This window comes from Pseudomonas sp. S07E 245 (genome assembly GCF_019599025.1).
In the GTDB taxonomy this organism is placed as follows: domain Bacteria; phylum Pseudomonadota; class Gammaproteobacteria; order Pseudomonadales; family Pseudomonadaceae; genus Aquipseudomonas; species Aquipseudomonas shirazensis.
The window spans coordinates 2,047,577-2,064,634 of record NZ_CP080625.1 but is presented as its reverse complement, the minus strand read 5'-3'; the positions used below and the strand labels follow the sequence as shown (position 1 = coordinate 2,064,634).

Below are 17,058 nucleotides of genomic sequence, written 5' to 3'. Positions count from 1 at the left end.
CATTTACCCGCTTGGTCGGTAATATGCCCGACCTTGAAGCTGGGTAACTCAAGAGGTAGCAATGGATCGAGAAGGCCCTGCGGAGTGGGTCGAAGCGATGGTCAGGCCCGACCGTCTTCAGGTTTTCCCGACTGATGCCTCGGAGCGTCTGCAACTGGCTCTCGACGCTGGCGCCATTATTGGTACCTGGCTGTGGGACATTCGCAACGACTGCGTGACGGCTGACGAGCGCTTCGCCCGCTCATTCGGGCTGTCTGCAGAACGCTGCACCAGCGGCATTCCGATCTCCGAGGCGTTCGCCTCCATCCACGAGCAAGACCGCGAACGGGTTGGCCGCGACATCGAACAGGCCATGGCTCGCGGTGGGCGCTTTCGCTGTGAATATCGTGTTCGCCAGGACGACGGCTGCTATCGCTGGGTAGAGGCCAATGGTCGCGCCGAGCTCGATGAGCAGGGCATGGCTGTGCGCTTTCCAGGCGTGCTGATGGACATTGAGGGGCGGCGTGTTGCCGAAGCTGAGCGCGATCGCGCAAACGCCTTGTTGCGCACGTTCACGGCGGCAGTGCCTGGCGTGGTGTACGCCAAGGACCGCCAGGGACGGATGCTGGTCGCCAACCACGGCACTACGCAGCTGATCGGCAAGCCTCCCGAGGTTTACCTCGGCAAGACCGACCTGGAATTTCTTGAAGACGAAGCGCAGGCGCGCCAGGTCATGGCGAACGACCAGCGCATCATGGACAGCGGTCAGGCTGAGCAGATTGAAGAGCGGGTCGACATGCCGGACGGTTCTGTAGCCGTATGGCTGTCGGTGAAGGCGCCGTTGCTGAGCGACGCCGGTGAAGTGATCGGTTTGATCGGCTCCTCGATGGATGTCACCGCGCGAAAGAACGCCGAATCCGCCTTGCTTGAGCTAAATCGTACGTTGGAAGCCCGCATCAGCGTCGCCGTTGCCGAGCGCGAGGCGGCTCAGGCTGCGCTGCGTCAGGCACAGAAGATGGAGGCTGTGGGCCAGCTGACCGGGGGTATCGCTCACGATTTCAACAATCTCCTGGCCGGCATCAGCGGTAGCCTCGACTTGATCAGGCTGCGTTTGAATCAGGGGCGCACGGCCGATCTGGAGCGTTACCTGGGCGTTGCTCATGGTGCCGCCCAGCGCGCCGCTGCCCTTACCCATCGCCTGCTCGCGTTCTCCCGTCGGCAGACGCTGGTGCCGGTCGAGACTGATGTGCATGCCTTGATTGGCGGCATGGAGGAGCTGATCCGGCGTACGGTCGGGCCGGCAATCAGCCTGAAGGTGGAGTTGGCAGCGCAGGCCAGTGCTTGTCTGGTCGACCCGGCGCAGGTTGAAAACGCCTTGCTCAATCTGTGTATCAATTCGCGCGATGCCATGCCGGGTGGCGGCAGGATTCTGATAAGCACTCGCGACCAGCGGCTGACGACTGGGCCCGAGCTTGATCCAGAGTTGAGCCCCGGCAACTACCTGAGCATTTGCGTGGCGGACAGTGGTACCGGCATGAGCGCCGAAGTGCTCGGCAAGGCCTTCGAGCCGTTCTTCACGACCAAGCCGGTTGGCGCCGGTACCGGGCTTGGCTTGTCGATGATCTATGGCTTTGCCAAGCAATCCGGTGGCCAGGTGAGGATCGAGTCAGAGCCGGGCAAAGGCACGCGAGTGCTGCTGCAGTTGCCGGGCCACACCACTGCGGTGGACGCCCCGCAGGCGCAACCTGGCGAGCGTGCCGAGCCCACGGCCGCAGCTGGCGAAACGGTTTTGGTGGTCGATGACGAGTCCTCCGTGCGCATGTTTGTCAGCGAAACCCTGGGCAGTTACGGCTATGTGGTGATCGAGGCGGCGGACAGCCTGGCAGGGTTGCAACTGCTGCGTTCGGACATCCGCATTGATCTGCTGGTGACCGACATCGGTTTACCCGGCGGGCTTGACGGGCGGCAGATGGCGGAGGCGGGCAGGCAATCGCGGCCTGACCTGCCGGTGTTGCTGATGACGGGCTATGCGCAGCCTGAAGTGCTCGATCGTCAGCCGCTGGAGTCGACCATGGCGATACTGACCAAGCCATTTGCCCTCGAGGCACTGACCTCGCAGGTCAATGCCTTGCTCAGGCCGCAAGCGGGCGATGCTACCGCCAAGGCTTGAGTCCCTGCTCAGTCTTCCTTGGGTACAGTCCAGAAGATCTGCACGCCGCCATCATCCCGGTAGGCAAGGGTGACATTGTCGTTTTCAGCTATCTCTTCGAGTAGCGTTGCCCAGTCATCCGGCAACTCGTGCTCCAGCCGAAAGATCAACGCAGACTTGCTGCGCTGGGCGGTAGGGCTGTTGATGATTTTCTGAATGCGCTCGCCCAGTTGTTGGTATGGGCTGGGGGTGGCTTGAGAGGCAGCGGCCATCGGGGTGTTCCTTGTTGTGCTGTATGTGCGTACAGTATTTCACTGTAGGCAATTTCGCAACAACCTCGTGAGCCTTGGCCCAAGTGACTGTCGCGGGCCATGCAGCCCGCGACAGCGGTGAGCAAAGCGTTGCTCGGCTCAGGCAATCAACAGATCAATATTCCCAGAAGATCCGCTGCAGCTCTTTGCTGTCTTGGGTCTTGGTCATTGCGACCATCGCCAGAATCCGTGCTTTTTGCGGGTTCAGGTCGTGGGCGACGACCCAGTCATTCTTGTCATCCGGCTGCTCGGCGTTGCGCAGTACGAAACCGCCCTGGTTGACGTGGGAAGAGCGAATGATCTGCACGCCGTTTTTACGCAGCTCCTGCAGAGCCGGTACCACACGTGACGATACCGAACCGTTGCCCGTGCCGGCATGAATCAGCGCCTTGGCGCCGTTTTGCGCAAGGGCCTTGTACGCGGTGTCGGTAACGTTGCCGTAGCCGTAGGCGATGTCTACGGCAGGCAGGCTGCTGATTTGCTTGATGTCGAACTCGGAGTTGGAGGTGTGACGCTTGGCTGGCAGGCGGAACCAGTACGATTTGCCTTCCACGACCATGCCCATCGGGCCCCAGGCGCTCTTGAACGCTTCGGTCTTGATGTTGATCGACTTGCTGACATCACGGCCGGATTGGATTTCGTCGTTCATGGTCACCAGTACGCCTTTGCCGCGCGATTGCTTGTCGCTGGCGACGGCTACGGCGTTGTAAAGGTTGAGCATGCCGTCAGCCGACATTGCGGTGCCCGGGCGCATCGAACCGACCACTACGATTGGTTTGTCGGTCTTTTCTACCAGGTTGAGGAAGTAGGCGGTTTCTTCCAGGGTGTCGGTGCCGTGGGTGATAACGATGCCGTCGACGTCGTTGCTGTCAGCCAGCTCGGCGACGCGTTTGCCCAGCTTGAGCAGGTCGTCGTTGCTGATGCTTTCGGATGCGATCTGCATGACCTGCTCGCCGCGCACATTGGCCAGTTGAGCCAGCTCCGGTACGCCGGCGATCAATTTGTCGATGCCTACCTTGGCGGCCTGATAGGTAGCGCTGTTGGCGGCGCTGGCGCCGGCGCCGGCAATGGTGCCGCCGGTGGCGAGAATCACCACATTGGCGAGCTTTTGTTGCTGCTCGGCTTCTTTGGCAGAAACTGCAGTCGGCAGGATCAGCAGCAGGGCGAGGGCGCCCGGGGCAAATGTCTTCAGTGCGGTTTTCATCGTTATTGTTCTCTCGATCTTCCTGGTGAGATTTATATGTCGCACAGCTTAGCAGGCAGGTTTCATACCAACGCAGCGGCGTGTCTGGGTTGAGCCACTCCCGGCGGGAGTTCGCTCATATGCCGAGACAAATCCAGCGATGGGATGTATTCGGCTTACCGAACGGATACAGGTAAAGTTGTTCGGTTTTCCGTGGCCAATCCGCGTAACCTGCTGCTGGCCCCGGTTTGCCAAAACAGCGTCTCAGGCAATTGACAAAATCATGGCTTGTTTCCATAGTGGCTTAACGCAAACGTTTGCGATCCGATAAAAAACACAAGATTCGGAGTCATCTCATGAAACTGCCGTTCCCCGGTCGTCTGCTGTCCCTCGCTATCGTCTCCTCGTTGGCGCTCGCACTGCCCCTGGCAGGTCAGGCTGAAGAAAAACCCAAGGTCGCTCTGGTCATGAAGTCGTTGGCCAATGAGTTTTTCCGCACCATGGAAGACGGCGCCAAGGCCTACCAAAAAGAGCACCCTAACGACTTCGACCTGGTAGCCAACGGCATCAAGGACGAGTCCGACACCAGCAACCAGATCCGCATCGTCGAACAGATGATCGCCACTGGCGCCAACGCGCTGGTGATCGCGCCGGCTGACTCCAAGGCGCTGGTGCCGGTGATCAAGAAAGCCATGGATGCCGGCATCACCGTCATCAACATCGATAACCGCCTCGACCCCGAAGTGCTCAAGAGCAAAAATCTCAGCGTGCCCTTCGTTGGCCCTGACAACCGCAAGGGTGCCAGGCTGGTCGGCGACTATCTGGCCCAGCAAAAGCTCAAGCCAGGTGATCAGGTGGGTATTATCGAAGGCGTCTCCACCACTACCAACGCCCAACAGCGCACGGCTGGTTTCCAGGACGCCATGCAGGCGGCACAGATCAAGGTCGTTTCGGTGCAGTCTGGCAACTGGGAAATCGACAAGGGCAACGCGGTGGCGGCGGCCATGCTCAATGAGTATCCAGAGATCAAAGCGCTGTTGGCCGGCAACGACAGCATGGCGCTTGGGGCTGTCTCGGCTGTGCGTGCCGCAGGCAAGAAAGATCAGGTTCAGGTAGTCGGCTATGACAACATCAACGCCATCAAGCCGATGCTCAAAGATGGCCGCGTGCTCGCCACGCTCGATCAGGATGCCAAGAAGCAAGCCGTGTATGGCATCCAGGCTGCGCTGCAGATGATCAAGGGCGAAAAAACCGCTGTCGATGCCGACAATGTCATCCAAACCCCGGTTGAATTGATCACCAAGCCGTGATCCAGGCAGGAGACCCGGCCATGTCTGCATCGGCCACGCAAACGGTGCTCGCGGTCAGCGGGCTGGGCAAGAGCTACGCCCAGCCTGTGCTGGCTGACGTCGAGCTGGAGCTGTACGCCGGCGAAGTGCTGGCGCTGACCGGTGAGAACGGCGCCGGCAAAAGCACGCTATCGAAGTTGATCAGCGGCCTGGAAATTCCCACCGTTGGGCACATGAGCTACCTCGGCCAACCTTACAGCCCTGCCAGCCGCAGTGCGGCAGAGGGGCTTGGGGTGCGTATGGTGATGCAGGAGCTGAACCTGCTGCCCACCCTGACGGTTGCCGAGAACCTGTTTCTCGACAACCTGCCCAGCCGTCTCGGCTGGATCAATCACAAGCGCCTGCGCCAGTTGGCGGTCGCCGCTATGGCGCAGGTGGGCTTGGACGCGATTGACCCGGATACCCTGGTCGGTGAGTTGGGTATTGGCCATCAACAGATGGTCGAGATCGCCCGCAACCTGATTGGTGATTGCCGGGTGCTGATCTTCGACGAGCCTACGGCGATGCTCACTGCCCGCGAGGTCGAGCTGCTGTTTGTCCAGATCGAGCGCCTGCGTCAGCGCGGCGTGGCTATCGTGTACATATCCCATCGCCTTGAAGAGCTGCAGCGTGTGGCCCAGCGCATCGCGGTGCTGCGCGATGGCAAGCTGGTGTGCGCCGAGCCGATCCAACGTTACAACAGTGCCGAGCTGGTCAACCTGATGGTTGGTCGTGACGTGGGCGAGCATATCGACCTGGGCAGGCGCCAGATCGGCGCGCCGCTGCTCAAGGTCGACAAGCTCAGCCGTGCCGGCAAGGTGTGCGAGGTTTCATTCGAGGTGAGGGCAGGGGAGATCTTTGGTATCTCCGGCCTGATCGGCGCCGGCCGTACCGAACTGCTGCGGCTGATCTACGGCGCCGACCGCGCCGACAGCGGCAGCGTTGCCCTTGGTCAGCCGCCGCAGCCGATCACTGTCGACTCGCCCAAGGCCGCTGTGCGTGCTGGCATTGCATTGATTACTGAGGATCGCAAAGGTGAGGGGCTGCTGCTGACGCAGTCGATCAGCGCCAATATTGCCCTCGGTAACCTGGGCGCCGTGTCCCGTGCTGGGGTCATCAACAGCGCTGCCGAAACAGCCTTGGCCGAGCGCCAGATCAGCGCCATGCGCATTCGCAGCGCAAGCCCAGCGCAGGCTGTCAGTCAGTTATCCGGTGGCAATCAGCAAAAGGTGGTGATTGGCCGCTGGCTCGAGCGCGACTGCCAGGTACTGCTGTTCGACGAGCCAACCCGCGGTATCGACGTTGGCGCCAAGTTCGACATTTATGGCCTGCTTGCCGAGTTGGCGCGCCAGGGCAAGGCGCTGGTGGTTGTTTCAAGTGACCTGCGCGAGCTGATGCTGATCTGCGATCGCATCGGTGTGCTCTCTGCGGGGCGCCTGATCGACACCTTCGAGCGCGATGCCTGGAGCCAGGATCAACTGCTTGCCGCGGCTTTCGCCGGTTATCAACAACGTGATGCTCTGCTGCATGAAGCAGCTCCCAGGATGGACCCATGAACAGCTCTCCCGTCGACACTCCCGCTCGCCGCAGCGGCGCCTATCTGGGCCTGGGTACTTACCTGGGACTGGCCGGCGCATTGCTGGCAATGATTGTGCTGTTCTCGTTTATGAGCAGCCATTTCTGGTCGTACGCAACCTTCAGTACCCTGGCCAACCAGATCCCCGATCTGATGGTGCTGGCAGTAGGCATGACGCTGGTGTTGATCATCGGTGGCATCGACCTGTCGGTGGGCTCGGTGCTGGCCTTGGCAGCCTCGGCAGTCAGCGTGGCAATTCTGGGGTGGGGCTGGAGCGTGTTGCCCGCTGCGCTGCTGGGCATGGCAGTCGCCGCCCTGGCTGGCAGCGTCACTGGCTGCATTACCGTGGCCTGGCGTATTCCATCCTTTATCGTCTCGCTCGGTGTGCTGGAAATGGCCCGTGGCCTGGCCTATCAGTTCACTGATTCGCGCACGGCCTATATCGGCGATGCCTACGCCTGGTTTTCCAATCCAGTAGCATTTGGCATCTCGCCAGCCTTCATCATCGCCTTGCTGGTCATCGTCGTTGCCCACCTTGTACTGACACGCACAGTGTTCGGCCGTTACCTGATCGGCATTGGTACCAATGAAGAAGCTGTACGCCTGGCCGGGATCGACCCGCGGCCCTACAAGATCATGGTGTTCACCCTGATGGGCCTGCTCGCCGGCCTCGCCGCGCTGTTCCAGATTTCTCGTCTGGAGGCCGCCGACCCGAACGCCGGTGCTGGCCTTGAACTGCAGGTGATTGCCGCTGTGGTGATCGGCGGTACCAGCCTGATGGGCGGGCGCGGTTCAGTGGTCAGTACATTTTTCGGAGTGCTGATCATTTCGGTGCTGGCCGCCGGGCTGGCTCAGATCGGCGCTTCCGAACCAACCAAGCGCATTATCACCGGGGCGGTCATTGTGATTGCCGTGGTGCTCGACACTTATCGCAGCCGGCGCGCGAGCCGGCGGAACTGAAACCATGGCAACCATCAAAGATGTCGCGGCAATGGCGGGGATTTCCTACACCACCGTTTCCCATGTGCTGAACAAGACCCGTCCGGTCAGCGAACAGGTGCGCCTGAAGGTCGAGGCGGCCATCGCCGAACTCGACTACGTGCCCAGTGCCGTAGCCCGCTCGCTCAAGGCGCGCAGTACCGCCACTATCGGCCTGTTGGTGCCTAGCAGCGTCAACCCGTACTTTGCCGAGCTGGCCCGGGGCATCGAGGATGGCTGCGAGCGTAATGGCTACTGCGTGATCCTGTGCAACTCCGACGACAATCCGCAAAAGCAGCGCAGCTACCTGCGCGTATTGCTGGAAAAGCGCATTGATGGCCTGGTGGTAGCGTCAGTCGGTGAAGACAGTGACTTGCTGCAGAGCCTGGCCTGTGTGCGCACGCCGATGGTCATCGTCGACCGCGCGCTGGAGGGCGTAGATGCCGACCTGGTGCGGATCGACCACGAACAAGGCGCTTACCTCGCCACCCGTCACCTGCTCGAGCTCGGCCACCGCGACATCGCCTGTATTGGCGGGCCAGCCGAGACCGGGGTCAGCCAGTTGCGCGTGGCCGGTTTTCATCGGGCTATGGCCGAGGCGCAGGCTGAGGTCAGCGCAGCACGTGTGTTGCACTGTGATTTCACCAGCCCAGGCGGCCACGCTGCTGCGGCGCAGTTGCTTGACGGCCGGCGGCCCACGGCGATTTTTGCCGGCAACGACATGATCGGCTTTGGCGTCCTGCGCGCGGCCGCCGAGCGCAATATCAGCGTGCCTGGCGAGCTGTCGGTGATCGGTTTCGATGACATCGAGCTCAGTCGCTACGTATACCCGCCGCTGACCACTGTAGGCCAGTCGATTCGCGAGCTGGGCGAGAGTGCTGCCGAATTGCTGCTGTCGCGCATCGCCAGGCCGCGGCACGAAGCCCCGGCCGAGCAGCGCATCATCGCCCCGCGCATCATCATGCGCGAATCTACCGGGCCACGCCCGGACCTGTTCAATGATTACCGCTAAGGACTTCCCATGCATGCCAAGGTAGTAGTGGTCGGCAGCCTCAACATGGACCTGGTGGCCCGCGCCGAGCGCTTGCCGCGAGCCGGCGAGACGCTGACCGGTGACGGTTTTTTCACGGTGCCCGGCGGCAAGGGCGCCAACCAGGCGGTGGCCGTGGCGCGCCTCGGCGCCAGCGTGGCCATGATAGGCAATGTCGGTGATGACGCCTATGGCCCGCAGCTGCTACAAGCGCTGCAGGTCGAAGGCGTTGATTGTCAGGCAGTGGCTAGCTGCGCGGGTGTTTCCAGCGGAGTGGCGCTGATCGTGGTGGACGCTGCCAGCCAGAACGCAATCGTGGTGATCCCCGGTGCCAACGGCCTGCTCAGCGCCGAGTCGGTGCAGCGCGCTGACAGCTTGTTGCAGGCTGCTGATATCGTCATCTGCCAACTGGAAGTGCCCCAGGCAACGGTCGCCTGGACCTTGGTCCGAGCCCGTGAGTTGGGCAAGACGGTGATTCTCAATCCTGCCCCCGCTACCGGCCCGCTGCCGGCAGACTGGTTTACCAACATCGACTACCTCGCGCCCAACGAAAGCGAGGCCCAGGCCTTGACCGGCATTGCGGTGAGCGATCAGGACAGCGCCCGCCGCGCTGCCGAGCAGTTGCTCGCGTTCGGGGTCGGCAAGGTGATCATGACCCTCGGTAGCGAGGGTGCTTTGGTGGTGAGCGCGCAAGGCTGCCAGCACTATCCGGCAACGCCGGTCAAAGCGCTCGACACCACTGCGGCCGGTGACACCTTTATCGGTGGCTTTGCCGCTGGCTTGGCGCGTGGGCTGAGTGAGGCTGAGGCGATCACCCTCGGTCAGCGCGCGGCCGCCATATCGGTCACTCGTGCGGGTGCGCAGCCCTCGATTCCCTATCTGGCGGAGCTGCAGCCATGAAAAAGACCGCTCTGCTCAATATTGCTCTGTCGCGCACGATTGCCGGTCTGGGTCATGGCGACATCGTGGTGATCGGTGATGCCGGCTTGCCGGTGCCGGTTGGCGTGGAATTGATCGATCTGGCCATTACCTCGGGCTTGCCGGACTTTGCCAGTGTACTGCGGGTGGTGCTGAGCGAAATGCAGGTCGAACGGCATGTCTTGGCGGCCGAGCTGTTCGAGGTCGCGCCACCGGCGTTGGCTGAAATCCAGCAGCTCAGCGCGCTGGGCTTGCTCGGCGTTCGCGAGCAGATGCCGCACAGTGAGTTCAAGCTGCTGAGTCGTCAGGCCAAGGTCATTGTGCGCACCGGGGAGTGCAAGCCATTCAGCAATATCGCATTGGTCGCTGGCGTCACGTTTTGACCTGTTGGCTTCGATCCGCCGTGGCGCGGCCTGAATTTGCAAACTGTTGGCGCAGGAGTGCCTTATGTTGAAGAAACTGCTGCAAGGAGCCGTCCTCATGGCCGCTGTAACCACCTCGGCGCTGCACGCCGCCCCGCGCGAGTTGATCATCGACACCGACCCTGGTGCCGATGACCTGGTGGCGCTGTTTTTGGCGATGGCATCACCCGGGGAGCTGAACATTCGCGCGATCACCACGGTTGCCGGCAACGTGCGCCTGGAGAAAACCGCCCGCAACGCGCGTCTGGCCCGTGAGTGGGCTGGGCGCGAAGACATACCGGTCTACGCCGGTGCTGGGCGACCTTTGGTGCGCGCGCCCATCTACGCCGCTGAGGTTCACGGCGAGGAGGGCATTACCGGCGTGCAGGTGCATGAGCCAAAGCAAAGCTTGGCCGCGGGCAATGCGGTGCAGTATCTGGTCGATACCCTGAGCGCAGCCAAGCCACACAGCATCACCATCGCCATGCTTGGCCCGCAGACCAACCTGGCCTTGGCGCTGATCCAGCAGCCAGGGATCGCCCAAGGCATCAAGGAAGTCGTGGTCATGGGCGGCGCCCACTTCAATGGCGGAAACATCACGCCAGTCGCTGAATTTAATCTGTACGCGGACCCGCATGCCGCTGAGGTGGTGTTGGCCAGTGGCGTCAAGCTCACCTATCTGCCTCTGGATGTCACCCACAAGCTGCTGACCAGCGATGCTCGGCTCAAGCAGTTGAGCGCGGTCAACAACCGCGCCAGCAAGCAGGTCGTGGACATCCTCAACGCCTACATTCAGCATGACATGCAGCTCTACGGCATGCCCGGCGGGCCGGTACATGATGCGAGCGTCATTGCTTATCTGCTCAAGCCAGAGATGTTCAGCGGGCGGCAGATCCACATGAGTGTCGACAGTCGCGAAGGCCCGACCTTCGGTCAGACCGTTGCCGACTGGTATGGCGTGCTCAAGCAGCCCGCCAACGTCATGTGGGTAGAGGAGGGCGATGCCCAGGGCTTGTTCGATCTGCTCAGCGAGCGGCTGGCTCGATTGCCATAGCTGCAGCCTGGGGCGCATAGCGCTCCAGCACTTGCTCTATAAAGCTGCGGGAGCCTTCGTTGCCGAGTTCGTGTACCAGCAGGTCCACGGCAATCAACATTAGCTCCTCGGCGGTGCCTGGTGCGTACGAGCGATGGCCCGCGGGTAAGTGGACCTGGATGTCGGCATCGATGCTGAGGCTGCGCATTGGAAATTTCTCGTTGGTTCGGACTATAGATCGAACACCGGGCCCTGGCGTTCGTAGGGAGGCATGCTGCACTCCACTTATTGCAGTAAATCATGCCTTTGCGTCAAGAGCCCTGCGACTTAGGCATAACAGTCCGTGCGCGACAAACTATTTATTCGGTGCAAAACCCGGTGACGATTGCTGTTTCCCCTCGCGGGCGCGAGTCAGGCACACTTGGGCGTTTTGCAACGAATATTGCGCACTACTGTCGCATACAGCAGTTCCCATGATGATTAGGAGGATTCATGTTCCGTACCCGTGCTTCTCTGGCAACCGTACTGGTAGCTGTTGCGCTGGCTGGTTGCAGCACTGGCAGCGCGCCGGGCGGTGACAGCAGCGCACCGGCAGCCTCGGCTGGCAACGATGGCCGCTGTAACGCCAGCGGCGCTGACTTCACCGTAGGCAAACCGGGCACACCCGAGCGGCTTGAGCAGGCGCGCAAAGCCAGCGGCTCGCAAATGGCCCGCATCCTCAAGCCGCACGATATGGTCACCCTGGAGTACCGCTCCGAGCGACTCAACCTCAATGTTGACGAGCAGGGTAACGTCGTCCGCGTCAACTGCGGCTGATTTGCTCTTTAATGGTCGCTGGCGCCATGGGCGGCGGCGACCAATCTGTAAAATTCAGGCATAAAAAAACCCGCCACGAGGGCGGGTTTTTTTACAGCATCCGAATTACTCCGGACGAACCTGTGCAGCCTGCATACCCTTCTGGCCTTTTTCGGCAACGAAGGAAACAGTCTGGCCTTCTTTCAGGCTCTTGAAGCCGTCGGATTCGATGGCTTTGAAGTGTACGAACAGGTCGTCGCCGCCGCCTTGAGGAGTGATGAAGCCGAAGCCTTTTTCATCGTTGAACCACTTGACGGTGCCGGTTTGGCGATTGGACATGGGGTGAATCTCCAGAAACGTAATTTTTTATCGGTGCAGATGTAGCCGAAGCTGCGTGCGCCAGGTACATCATAGTCTAATTCTGCGCGTGTCGCGCCTTTTAACTGCGAAGAAAACTGATACAGCGCAAATAAAGGCTCGGAAGCCCGCTGTTAGGCGGTCAACCTTTCGTCGTGCACGCCTGTTTTACCACAGTTTGAGCCTTTTGCATCAATTTCGCGTCAACACCGTCCTTGCTGTCGAGGTCTTCGATCTCAGCCTTGCTGAAATTCTTCTCGATTGCCTGGGCACCACACTTGCAGTGGGTGTCGGCGTCCTTGGCGCTGACGCCTTGCTGGGTGGCCACCTGCACGCATTGCTGCATGTAGGCGTCTTTCTTGCCGGCTGGCCAGTCGGCTTGGGCCGCCATGGGCAGCAGCAGTGCCCCCGCGGCGGTCAGGGCCAGAAGAGACTGAAGTCGCATAACCAGACACTCCCTTGATATAGGTCTGATGAAAATCGGATGCATCAGCAAATCTGATAGGCTTTTTTACTCACAGTTCACCGGATTTACGCATTTACCAAATATTCGTGCCTGGCCGCTAACCTGCGTGCTAGCATGCTCGGCTTGCAGTTGCCCAGAGGCAGCCAGCAGCTATCTTTCTATTTCCAGTCACTCTGGTTCGCCCCTGACAAGCCGAAAGGCTTCTGCCACTGTGAGGCAGGCTTCCTCTATTAAGGAAGGCAGGTCGGATCTTGTACTGGCTCATCCCAACCCACGTGACCTTTGGTAGGGGTCACCACTAGGAGAGGAGGCGCCATGCCCACCATTACTCTTCCCGATGGCAGTCAACGTTCGTTCGATCACGCTGTATCCGTAGCCGAAGTCGCCGCCTCGATTGGCGCTGGCCTGGCCAAGGCCACCCTGGCCGGTAAAGTCGACGGCAAGCTGGTCGATGCCTGCGACCTGATCGAACACGACGCCACCCTGCAGATCATCACCCCCAAAGATGAAGAGGGGCTGGAAATCATCCGTCACTCGTGCGCCCACCTGGTCGGCCACGCAGTCAAGCAGCTGTACCCGACCGCCAAGATGGTAATCGGCCCGGTCATCGATGACGGCTTCTATTACGATATCGCCTACGAGCGCCCCTTCACCCCTGATGACCTCGCTGCCATCGAAAAGCGCATGCAGCAGCTGATCGAGAAAGACTACGACGTCATCAAGAAGGTCACCCCGCGCGCCGAAGTCATCGACGTGTTCCAGGCCCGTGGCGAAGACTACAAGCTGCGCCTTGTTGAGGACATGCCGGATGAGCAGACCATGGGTCTGTACCATCACGAAGAATACGTCGACATGTGCCGCGGTCCGCACGTGCCCAATACCCGCTTCCTCAAATCGTTCAAGCTGACCAAGCTGTCCGGCGCCTACTGGCGCGGCGACGCCAAGAACGAGCAGCTGCAGCGCGTGTACGGCACCGCCTGGGCTGACAAGAAGCAGCTGGCTGCCTACATTCAGCGCATCGAAGAAGCCGAGAAACGCGATCACCGCAAGATCGGCAAGCAGCTCGACCTGTTCCACCTGCAGGAAGAAGCGCCGGGCATGGTCTTCTGGCATCCGAACGGCTGGACTGTTTATCAGGTGCTCGAGCAGTACATGCGTACTGTGCAGCGTCAGAACGGCTACCTTGAGATCAAGACCCCGCAAGTGGTCGATCGAATCCTCTGGGAGCGTTCCGGTCACTGGTCCAACTACGCCGAAAACATGTTCACCACATCGTCGGAAAGCCGTGATTACGCGGTCAAGCCGATGAACTGCCCGTGCCACGTGCAGGTGTTCAATCAGGGTCTGAAGTCGTACCGCGACCTGCCACTGCGTTTGGCCGAGTTCGGTGCGTGCCACCGTAACGAGCCATCTGGTGCGTTGCATGGCATCATGCGTGTGCGTGGTTTCGTTCAGGATGATGCGCACATCTTCTGCACCGAAGATCAGGTCAAGAAAGAAGCGGCCGACTTCATCAAGCTGACCCTCGATGTCTATAAAGACTTCGGTTTCGTCGACGTCGCCATGAAGCTTTCTACCCGTCCGGCCAAGCGTGTCGGTTCGGACGAGCTGTGGGATCGCGCCGAAGGCGCCCTGGCTGATGCACTTAACGAATCCGGCCTGGAGTGGGAATATCAGCCAGGCGAGGGCGCCTTCTACGGCCCGAAAATCGAGTTCACCCTGCGTGACTGCCTCGGTCGTAACTGGCAGTGTGGTACCCTGCAGTACGATCCGAACCTGCCAGAGCGTCTGGACGCCAGCTACATTGCCGAAGATAACGCGCGCAAGCGCCCGGTAATGCTGCACCGCGCCATCCTCGGTTCGTTCGAACGCTTCATCGGTATGCTGATCGAGCACTACGCTGGCGTATTCCCGGCTTGGCTGGCGCCAACCCAGGCAGTGATCATGAACATCACTGACAAACAGGCCGATTTTGCCCTTCAGGTTGAAAAAAATCTGACCGATAGCGGTTTTCGTGCCAAGTCTGACTTGAGAAATGAGAAGATCGGCTTTAAAATCCGCGAGCATACTTTGCTCAAGGTCCCGTACCTTTTGGTTATAGGGGACCGTGAAGTCGAAACGCAAACCGTCGCTGTGCGTACTCGCGAAGGCGCTGACCTGGGCTCCATGCCCGTCGCCCAATTCGCCGAGTTCCTTGCGCATGCGGTTTCCCGGCGTGGTCGCCAAGAATCGGAGTAATGATTATTAAGCGTGATATGAGAAACGATAAACGAGCTGCACCGAAGGCCCCGATCAACGAGAATATCTCTGCACGCGAGGTTCGGTTAATTGGTGCTGACGGTGAACAGTTGGGCATCGTCTCGATCGAAGAAGCGCTTCGTATCGCTGAAGAAGCGAAGCTGGATCTGGTAGAGATTTCTGCTGACGCCGTACCTCCTGTCTGTAAAGTCATGGACTACGGCAAAAGCCTGTTCGAGAAGAAGAAGCAACAGGCTGCAGCCAAGAAAAACCAGAAGATCATCCAGATCAAAGAAATCAAGTTTCGTCCAGGGACGGAGGAAGGGGATTACCAGGTAAAACTACGCAACCTGGTACGTTTCCTAAGTGATGGGGACAAGACCAAGATCTCTCTGAGATTCCGTGGTCGTGAGATGGCCCACCAGGAGCTGGGTATGGAACTGCTGAAGCGGATCGAAGCTGATCTCGCCGAATACGGGACCGTCGAACAGCATCCGAAGATGGAAGGACGCCAACTTTTGATGGTCATCGCCCCCAAGAAAAAGAAATAACCACCAGGGCACGGCAGGCCTTGCGGTTATGTTTATCCACCCCAATGCGGAGTTACGAACATGCCAAAAATGAAAACCAAGAGCGGTGCAGCGAAGCGTTTCCTGAAAACGGCGACCGGCTTCAAGCACAAGCACGCTTTCAAGAGCCACATCCTGACCAAAATGTCGACCAAGCGTAAGCGTCAACTGCGTGGTAGCAGCATGCTGCACCCGTCTGACGTGGCAAAAGTCGCGCGCATGCTGCGCGTTCGTTAATTCTGGTCTAGATAGAGGAAGTTACTCATGGCTCGTGTAAAGCGCGGCGTAATTGCTCGTAAGCGTCACAAAAAAATTCTGAAACTGGCTAAAGGTTACTACGGTGCACGTTCGCGCGTATTCCGTGTTGCCAAGCAGGCTGTCATCAAGGCTGGTCAATACGCCTACCGTGACCGTCGCCAGAAAAAACGTCAGTTCCGCGCTCTGTGGATCGCTCGTATCAACGCTGGTGCTCGCGTCAACGGTCTGTCTTACAGCCGCCTGATTGCTGGCCTGAAAAAAGCGTCGATCGAAATCGACCGTAAAGTTCTGGCTGACCTGGCAGTGAACGAAAAAGCGGCGTTTGCTGCGATTGTCGAGAAAGCTAAAGCCGTTCTGGCTTAAGTACCCACGACAATCATCCGGCGGCGCATGCGCCGTCGGGTGTTGAACGTCATCGATAGGGGAAGAGCCTTCAAAGCTCTTCCCCTATTTTTGTATCTGGAGTCTGTACATGGAAAACCTGGACGCGCTGGTCTCCCAAGCCCTGGAAGCTGTGGAGCGCGCTGAAGACATCAATGCCCTGGAACAGATCCGGGTTCAATTTCTCGGCAAGAAAGGCGAGCTGACCCAGGTGATGAAGACCCTGGGCAACCTGCCAGCCGAAGAGCGTCCCAAGGTTGGAGCGCTGATCAACGACGCCAAGGAGCGCGTCACCGAAGTGCTCAATGCGCGCAAGGCTGGCTTTGAAGAGGCCGAGCTCAGCGCTCGCCTGGCTGCCGAATGCATTGACGTGACCCTGCCGGGCCGTGGCCAGACCACTGGCGGCCTGCACCCGATCACCCGTACCCTCGAACGCATCGAACAGTTCTTCACCCACATTGGCTACGGCATCGCCGAAGGCCCTGAGGTCGAAGACGACTATCACAACTTCGAGGCGCTCAACATCCCTGGCCACCACCCGGCCCGGGCGATGCACGACACCTTCTACTTCAATGCCAACATGCTGCTGCGCACCCACACCTCGCCGGTGCAGGTACGTACCATGGAATCGACCCAGCCGCCGATTCGCATTGTCTGCCCTGGCCGCGTCTATCGCTGCGATTCGGATATCACCCATTCGCCGATGTTCCACCAGGTGGAAGGCTTGTTGATCGATCGCGACATCAACTTCGCCGACCTCAAGGGCACCATCGAAGAATTCCTGCGGGTGTTCTTCGAGAAGCAGCTGGATGTACGTTTCCGTCCGTCGTTCTTCCCATTCACCGAACCGTCCGCTGAAGTCGACATTCAGTGCGTGATGTGTTCCGGCAAAGGCTGCCGCGTGTGCAAGCAGACCGGCTGGCTGGAAGTGATGGGCTGCGGCATGGTCCATCCGAACGTGCTGCGCATGTCTGGCATTGACCCGGAAGAGTTCCAGGGCTTTGCCTTCGGCATGGGCGCCGAGCGTCTGGCCATGCTGCGTTATGGCGTCAACGATTTGCGTCTGTTCTTCGACAACGACCTGCGGTTCCTGGCGCAATTCCGCTAG

19 protein-coding genes are annotated in these 17,058 nt (G+C 60.0%); 14 read left to right on the top strand and 5 right to left on the bottom strand.

Going from position 1 to position 17,058, the window contains the following annotated elements:
* The first annotated feature begins 97 nt into the window (after positions 1-97).
* Positions 98-2,149: a PAS domain-containing sensor histidine kinase gene (locus K3F44_RS09420; protein ID WP_259407068.1), complete on the top strand. Its 2,052-nt coding sequence runs from the start codon at positions 98-100 to the stop codon at positions 2,147-2,149.
* Positions 2,150-2,157: 8 nt separating this feature from the next.
* Here the strand turns inward: K3F44_RS09420 and K3F44_RS09415 are convergent, their stop codons facing one another.
* Positions 2,158-2,400, bottom strand: a complete 243-nt coding sequence (locus tag K3F44_RS09415) for a DUF1654 domain-containing protein (protein WP_101320644.1) — start codon at positions 2,398-2,400, stop codon at positions 2,158-2,160.
* A 154-nt stretch (positions 2,401-2,554) separates the two neighbouring features.
* A complete protein-coding gene (locus K3F44_RS09410) occupies positions 2,555-3,643 on the bottom strand; it encodes an asparaginase (protein WP_101320642.1) in 1,089 nt (362 codons plus the stop codon).
* A 335-nt stretch (positions 3,644-3,978) separates the two neighbouring features.
* Between K3F44_RS09410 and K3F44_RS09405 the strand changes: the two genes are divergently transcribed.
* The 7 genes from K3F44_RS09405 to K3F44_RS09375 all read left to right on the top strand — a co-directional run bounded on the left by K3F44_RS09405 (position 3,979) and on the right by K3F44_RS09375 (position 10,907).
* Positions 3,979-4,932, top strand: a complete 954-nt coding sequence (locus tag K3F44_RS09405) for a sugar ABC transporter substrate-binding protein (RefSeq protein ID WP_220633877.1) — start codon at positions 3,979-3,981, stop codon at positions 4,930-4,932.
* Positions 4,933-4,952: 20 nt separating this feature from the next.
* Positions 4,953-6,506 carry a sugar ABC transporter ATP-binding protein gene (locus K3F44_RS09400; protein ID WP_220633876.1) on the top strand — a complete coding sequence of 518 codons (1,554 nt, stop codon included), beginning with the start codon at positions 4,953-4,955 and terminating at the stop codon, positions 6,504-6,506.
* Positions 6,503-7,486 (top strand): ABC transporter permease, encoded by a 984-nt coding sequence (locus tag K3F44_RS09395; RefSeq protein ID WP_220633875.1) that lies wholly within the window; start codon positions 6,503-6,505, stop codon positions 7,484-7,486. Before K3F44_RS09400 ends, K3F44_RS09395 begins: the two co-directional genes overlap by 4 nt.
* 4 nt (positions 7,487-7,490) lie before the next feature.
* Entirely contained in the window at positions 7,491-8,516 is a 1,026-nt protein-coding gene (locus K3F44_RS09390; protein ID WP_220633874.1) for a LacI family DNA-binding transcriptional regulator, read from the top strand.
* Between the two features lie 9 nt (positions 8,517-8,525).
* Complete coding sequence (gene rbsK / locus K3F44_RS09385; protein WP_150568850.1) at positions 8,526-9,434, top strand: ribokinase; 909 nt, start codon at positions 8,526-8,528, stop codon at positions 9,432-9,434.
* Complete coding sequence (gene rbsD / locus K3F44_RS09380; protein ID WP_101320630.1) at positions 9,431-9,835, top strand: D-ribose pyranase; 405 nt, start codon at positions 9,431-9,433, stop codon at positions 9,833-9,835. The genes rbsK and rbsD overlap by 4 nt, the downstream gene beginning before the upstream one ends.
* Before the next feature lie 64 nt (positions 9,836-9,899).
* Positions 9,900-10,907: a nucleoside hydrolase gene (locus tag K3F44_RS09375; RefSeq protein WP_101320628.1), complete on the top strand. Its 1,008-nt coding sequence runs from the start codon at positions 9,900-9,902 to the stop codon at positions 10,905-10,907.
* Here K3F44_RS09375 and K3F44_RS09370 read toward each other — a convergent pair.
* On the bottom strand, positions 10,879-11,094 hold the full coding sequence (locus K3F44_RS09370; RefSeq protein WP_101320626.1) for a hypothetical protein: 216 nt from the start codon (positions 11,092-11,094) through the stop codon (positions 10,879-10,881). The two genes, K3F44_RS09375 and K3F44_RS09370, sit on opposite strands and share 29 nt — an antisense overlap.
* 284 nt (positions 11,095-11,378) lie before the next feature.
* On the opposite strand from K3F44_RS09370, the gene K3F44_RS09365 reads away from it, so the two are divergent.
* A complete protein-coding gene (locus K3F44_RS09365; protein ID WP_220633873.1) occupies positions 11,379-11,702 on the top strand; it encodes an I78 family peptidase inhibitor in 324 nt (107 codons plus the stop codon).
* Between the two features lie 105 nt (positions 11,703-11,807).
* Here the strand turns inward: K3F44_RS09365 and K3F44_RS09360 are convergent, their stop codons facing one another.
* Together K3F44_RS09360 and K3F44_RS09355 are read right to left on the bottom strand one after the other, a co-directional pair.
* Positions 11,808-12,020 (bottom strand): cold-shock protein, encoded by a 213-nt coding sequence (locus K3F44_RS09360; RefSeq protein WP_003179963.1) that lies wholly within the window; start codon positions 12,018-12,020, stop codon positions 11,808-11,810.
* Positions 12,021-12,180: 160 nt separating this feature from the next.
* Positions 12,181-12,483, bottom strand: a complete 303-nt coding sequence (locus tag K3F44_RS09355; RefSeq protein ID WP_101320622.1) for a hypothetical protein — start codon at positions 12,481-12,483, stop codon at positions 12,181-12,183.
* 336 nt (positions 12,484-12,819) lie between these two features.
* Here K3F44_RS09355 and thrS point away from each other — a divergent pair, with 336 nt between their 5' ends.
* The 5 genes from thrS to pheS all read left to right on the top strand — a co-directional run bounded on the left by thrS (position 12,820) and on the right by pheS (position 17,058).
* Complete coding sequence (gene thrS, locus K3F44_RS09350) at positions 12,820-14,742, top strand: threonine--tRNA ligase (protein ID WP_188036253.1); 1,923 nt, start codon at positions 12,820-12,822, stop codon at positions 14,740-14,742.
* Positions 14,742-15,293, top strand: coding sequence for a translation initiation factor IF-3 (infC, locus tag K3F44_RS09345; RefSeq protein WP_178080772.1), 552 nt, complete (start codon positions 14,742-14,744; stop codon positions 15,291-15,293). Before thrS ends, infC begins: the two co-directional genes overlap by 1 nt.
* A gap of 60 nt (positions 15,294-15,353) precedes the next feature.
* Complete coding sequence (gene rpmI, locus K3F44_RS09340) at positions 15,354-15,548, top strand: 50S ribosomal protein L35 (RefSeq protein ID WP_028696462.1); 195 nt, start codon at positions 15,354-15,356, stop codon at positions 15,546-15,548.
* 27 nt (positions 15,549-15,575) lie between these two features.
* A complete protein-coding gene (gene rplT / locus K3F44_RS09335; RefSeq protein WP_043860801.1) occupies positions 15,576-15,932 on the top strand; it encodes a 50S ribosomal protein L20 in 357 nt (118 codons plus the stop codon).
* A 109-nt stretch (positions 15,933-16,041) separates the two neighbouring features.
* Positions 16,042-17,058, top strand: coding sequence for a phenylalanine--tRNA ligase subunit alpha (gene pheS, locus K3F44_RS09330; RefSeq protein ID WP_101320618.1), 1,017 nt, complete (start codon positions 16,042-16,044; stop codon positions 17,056-17,058).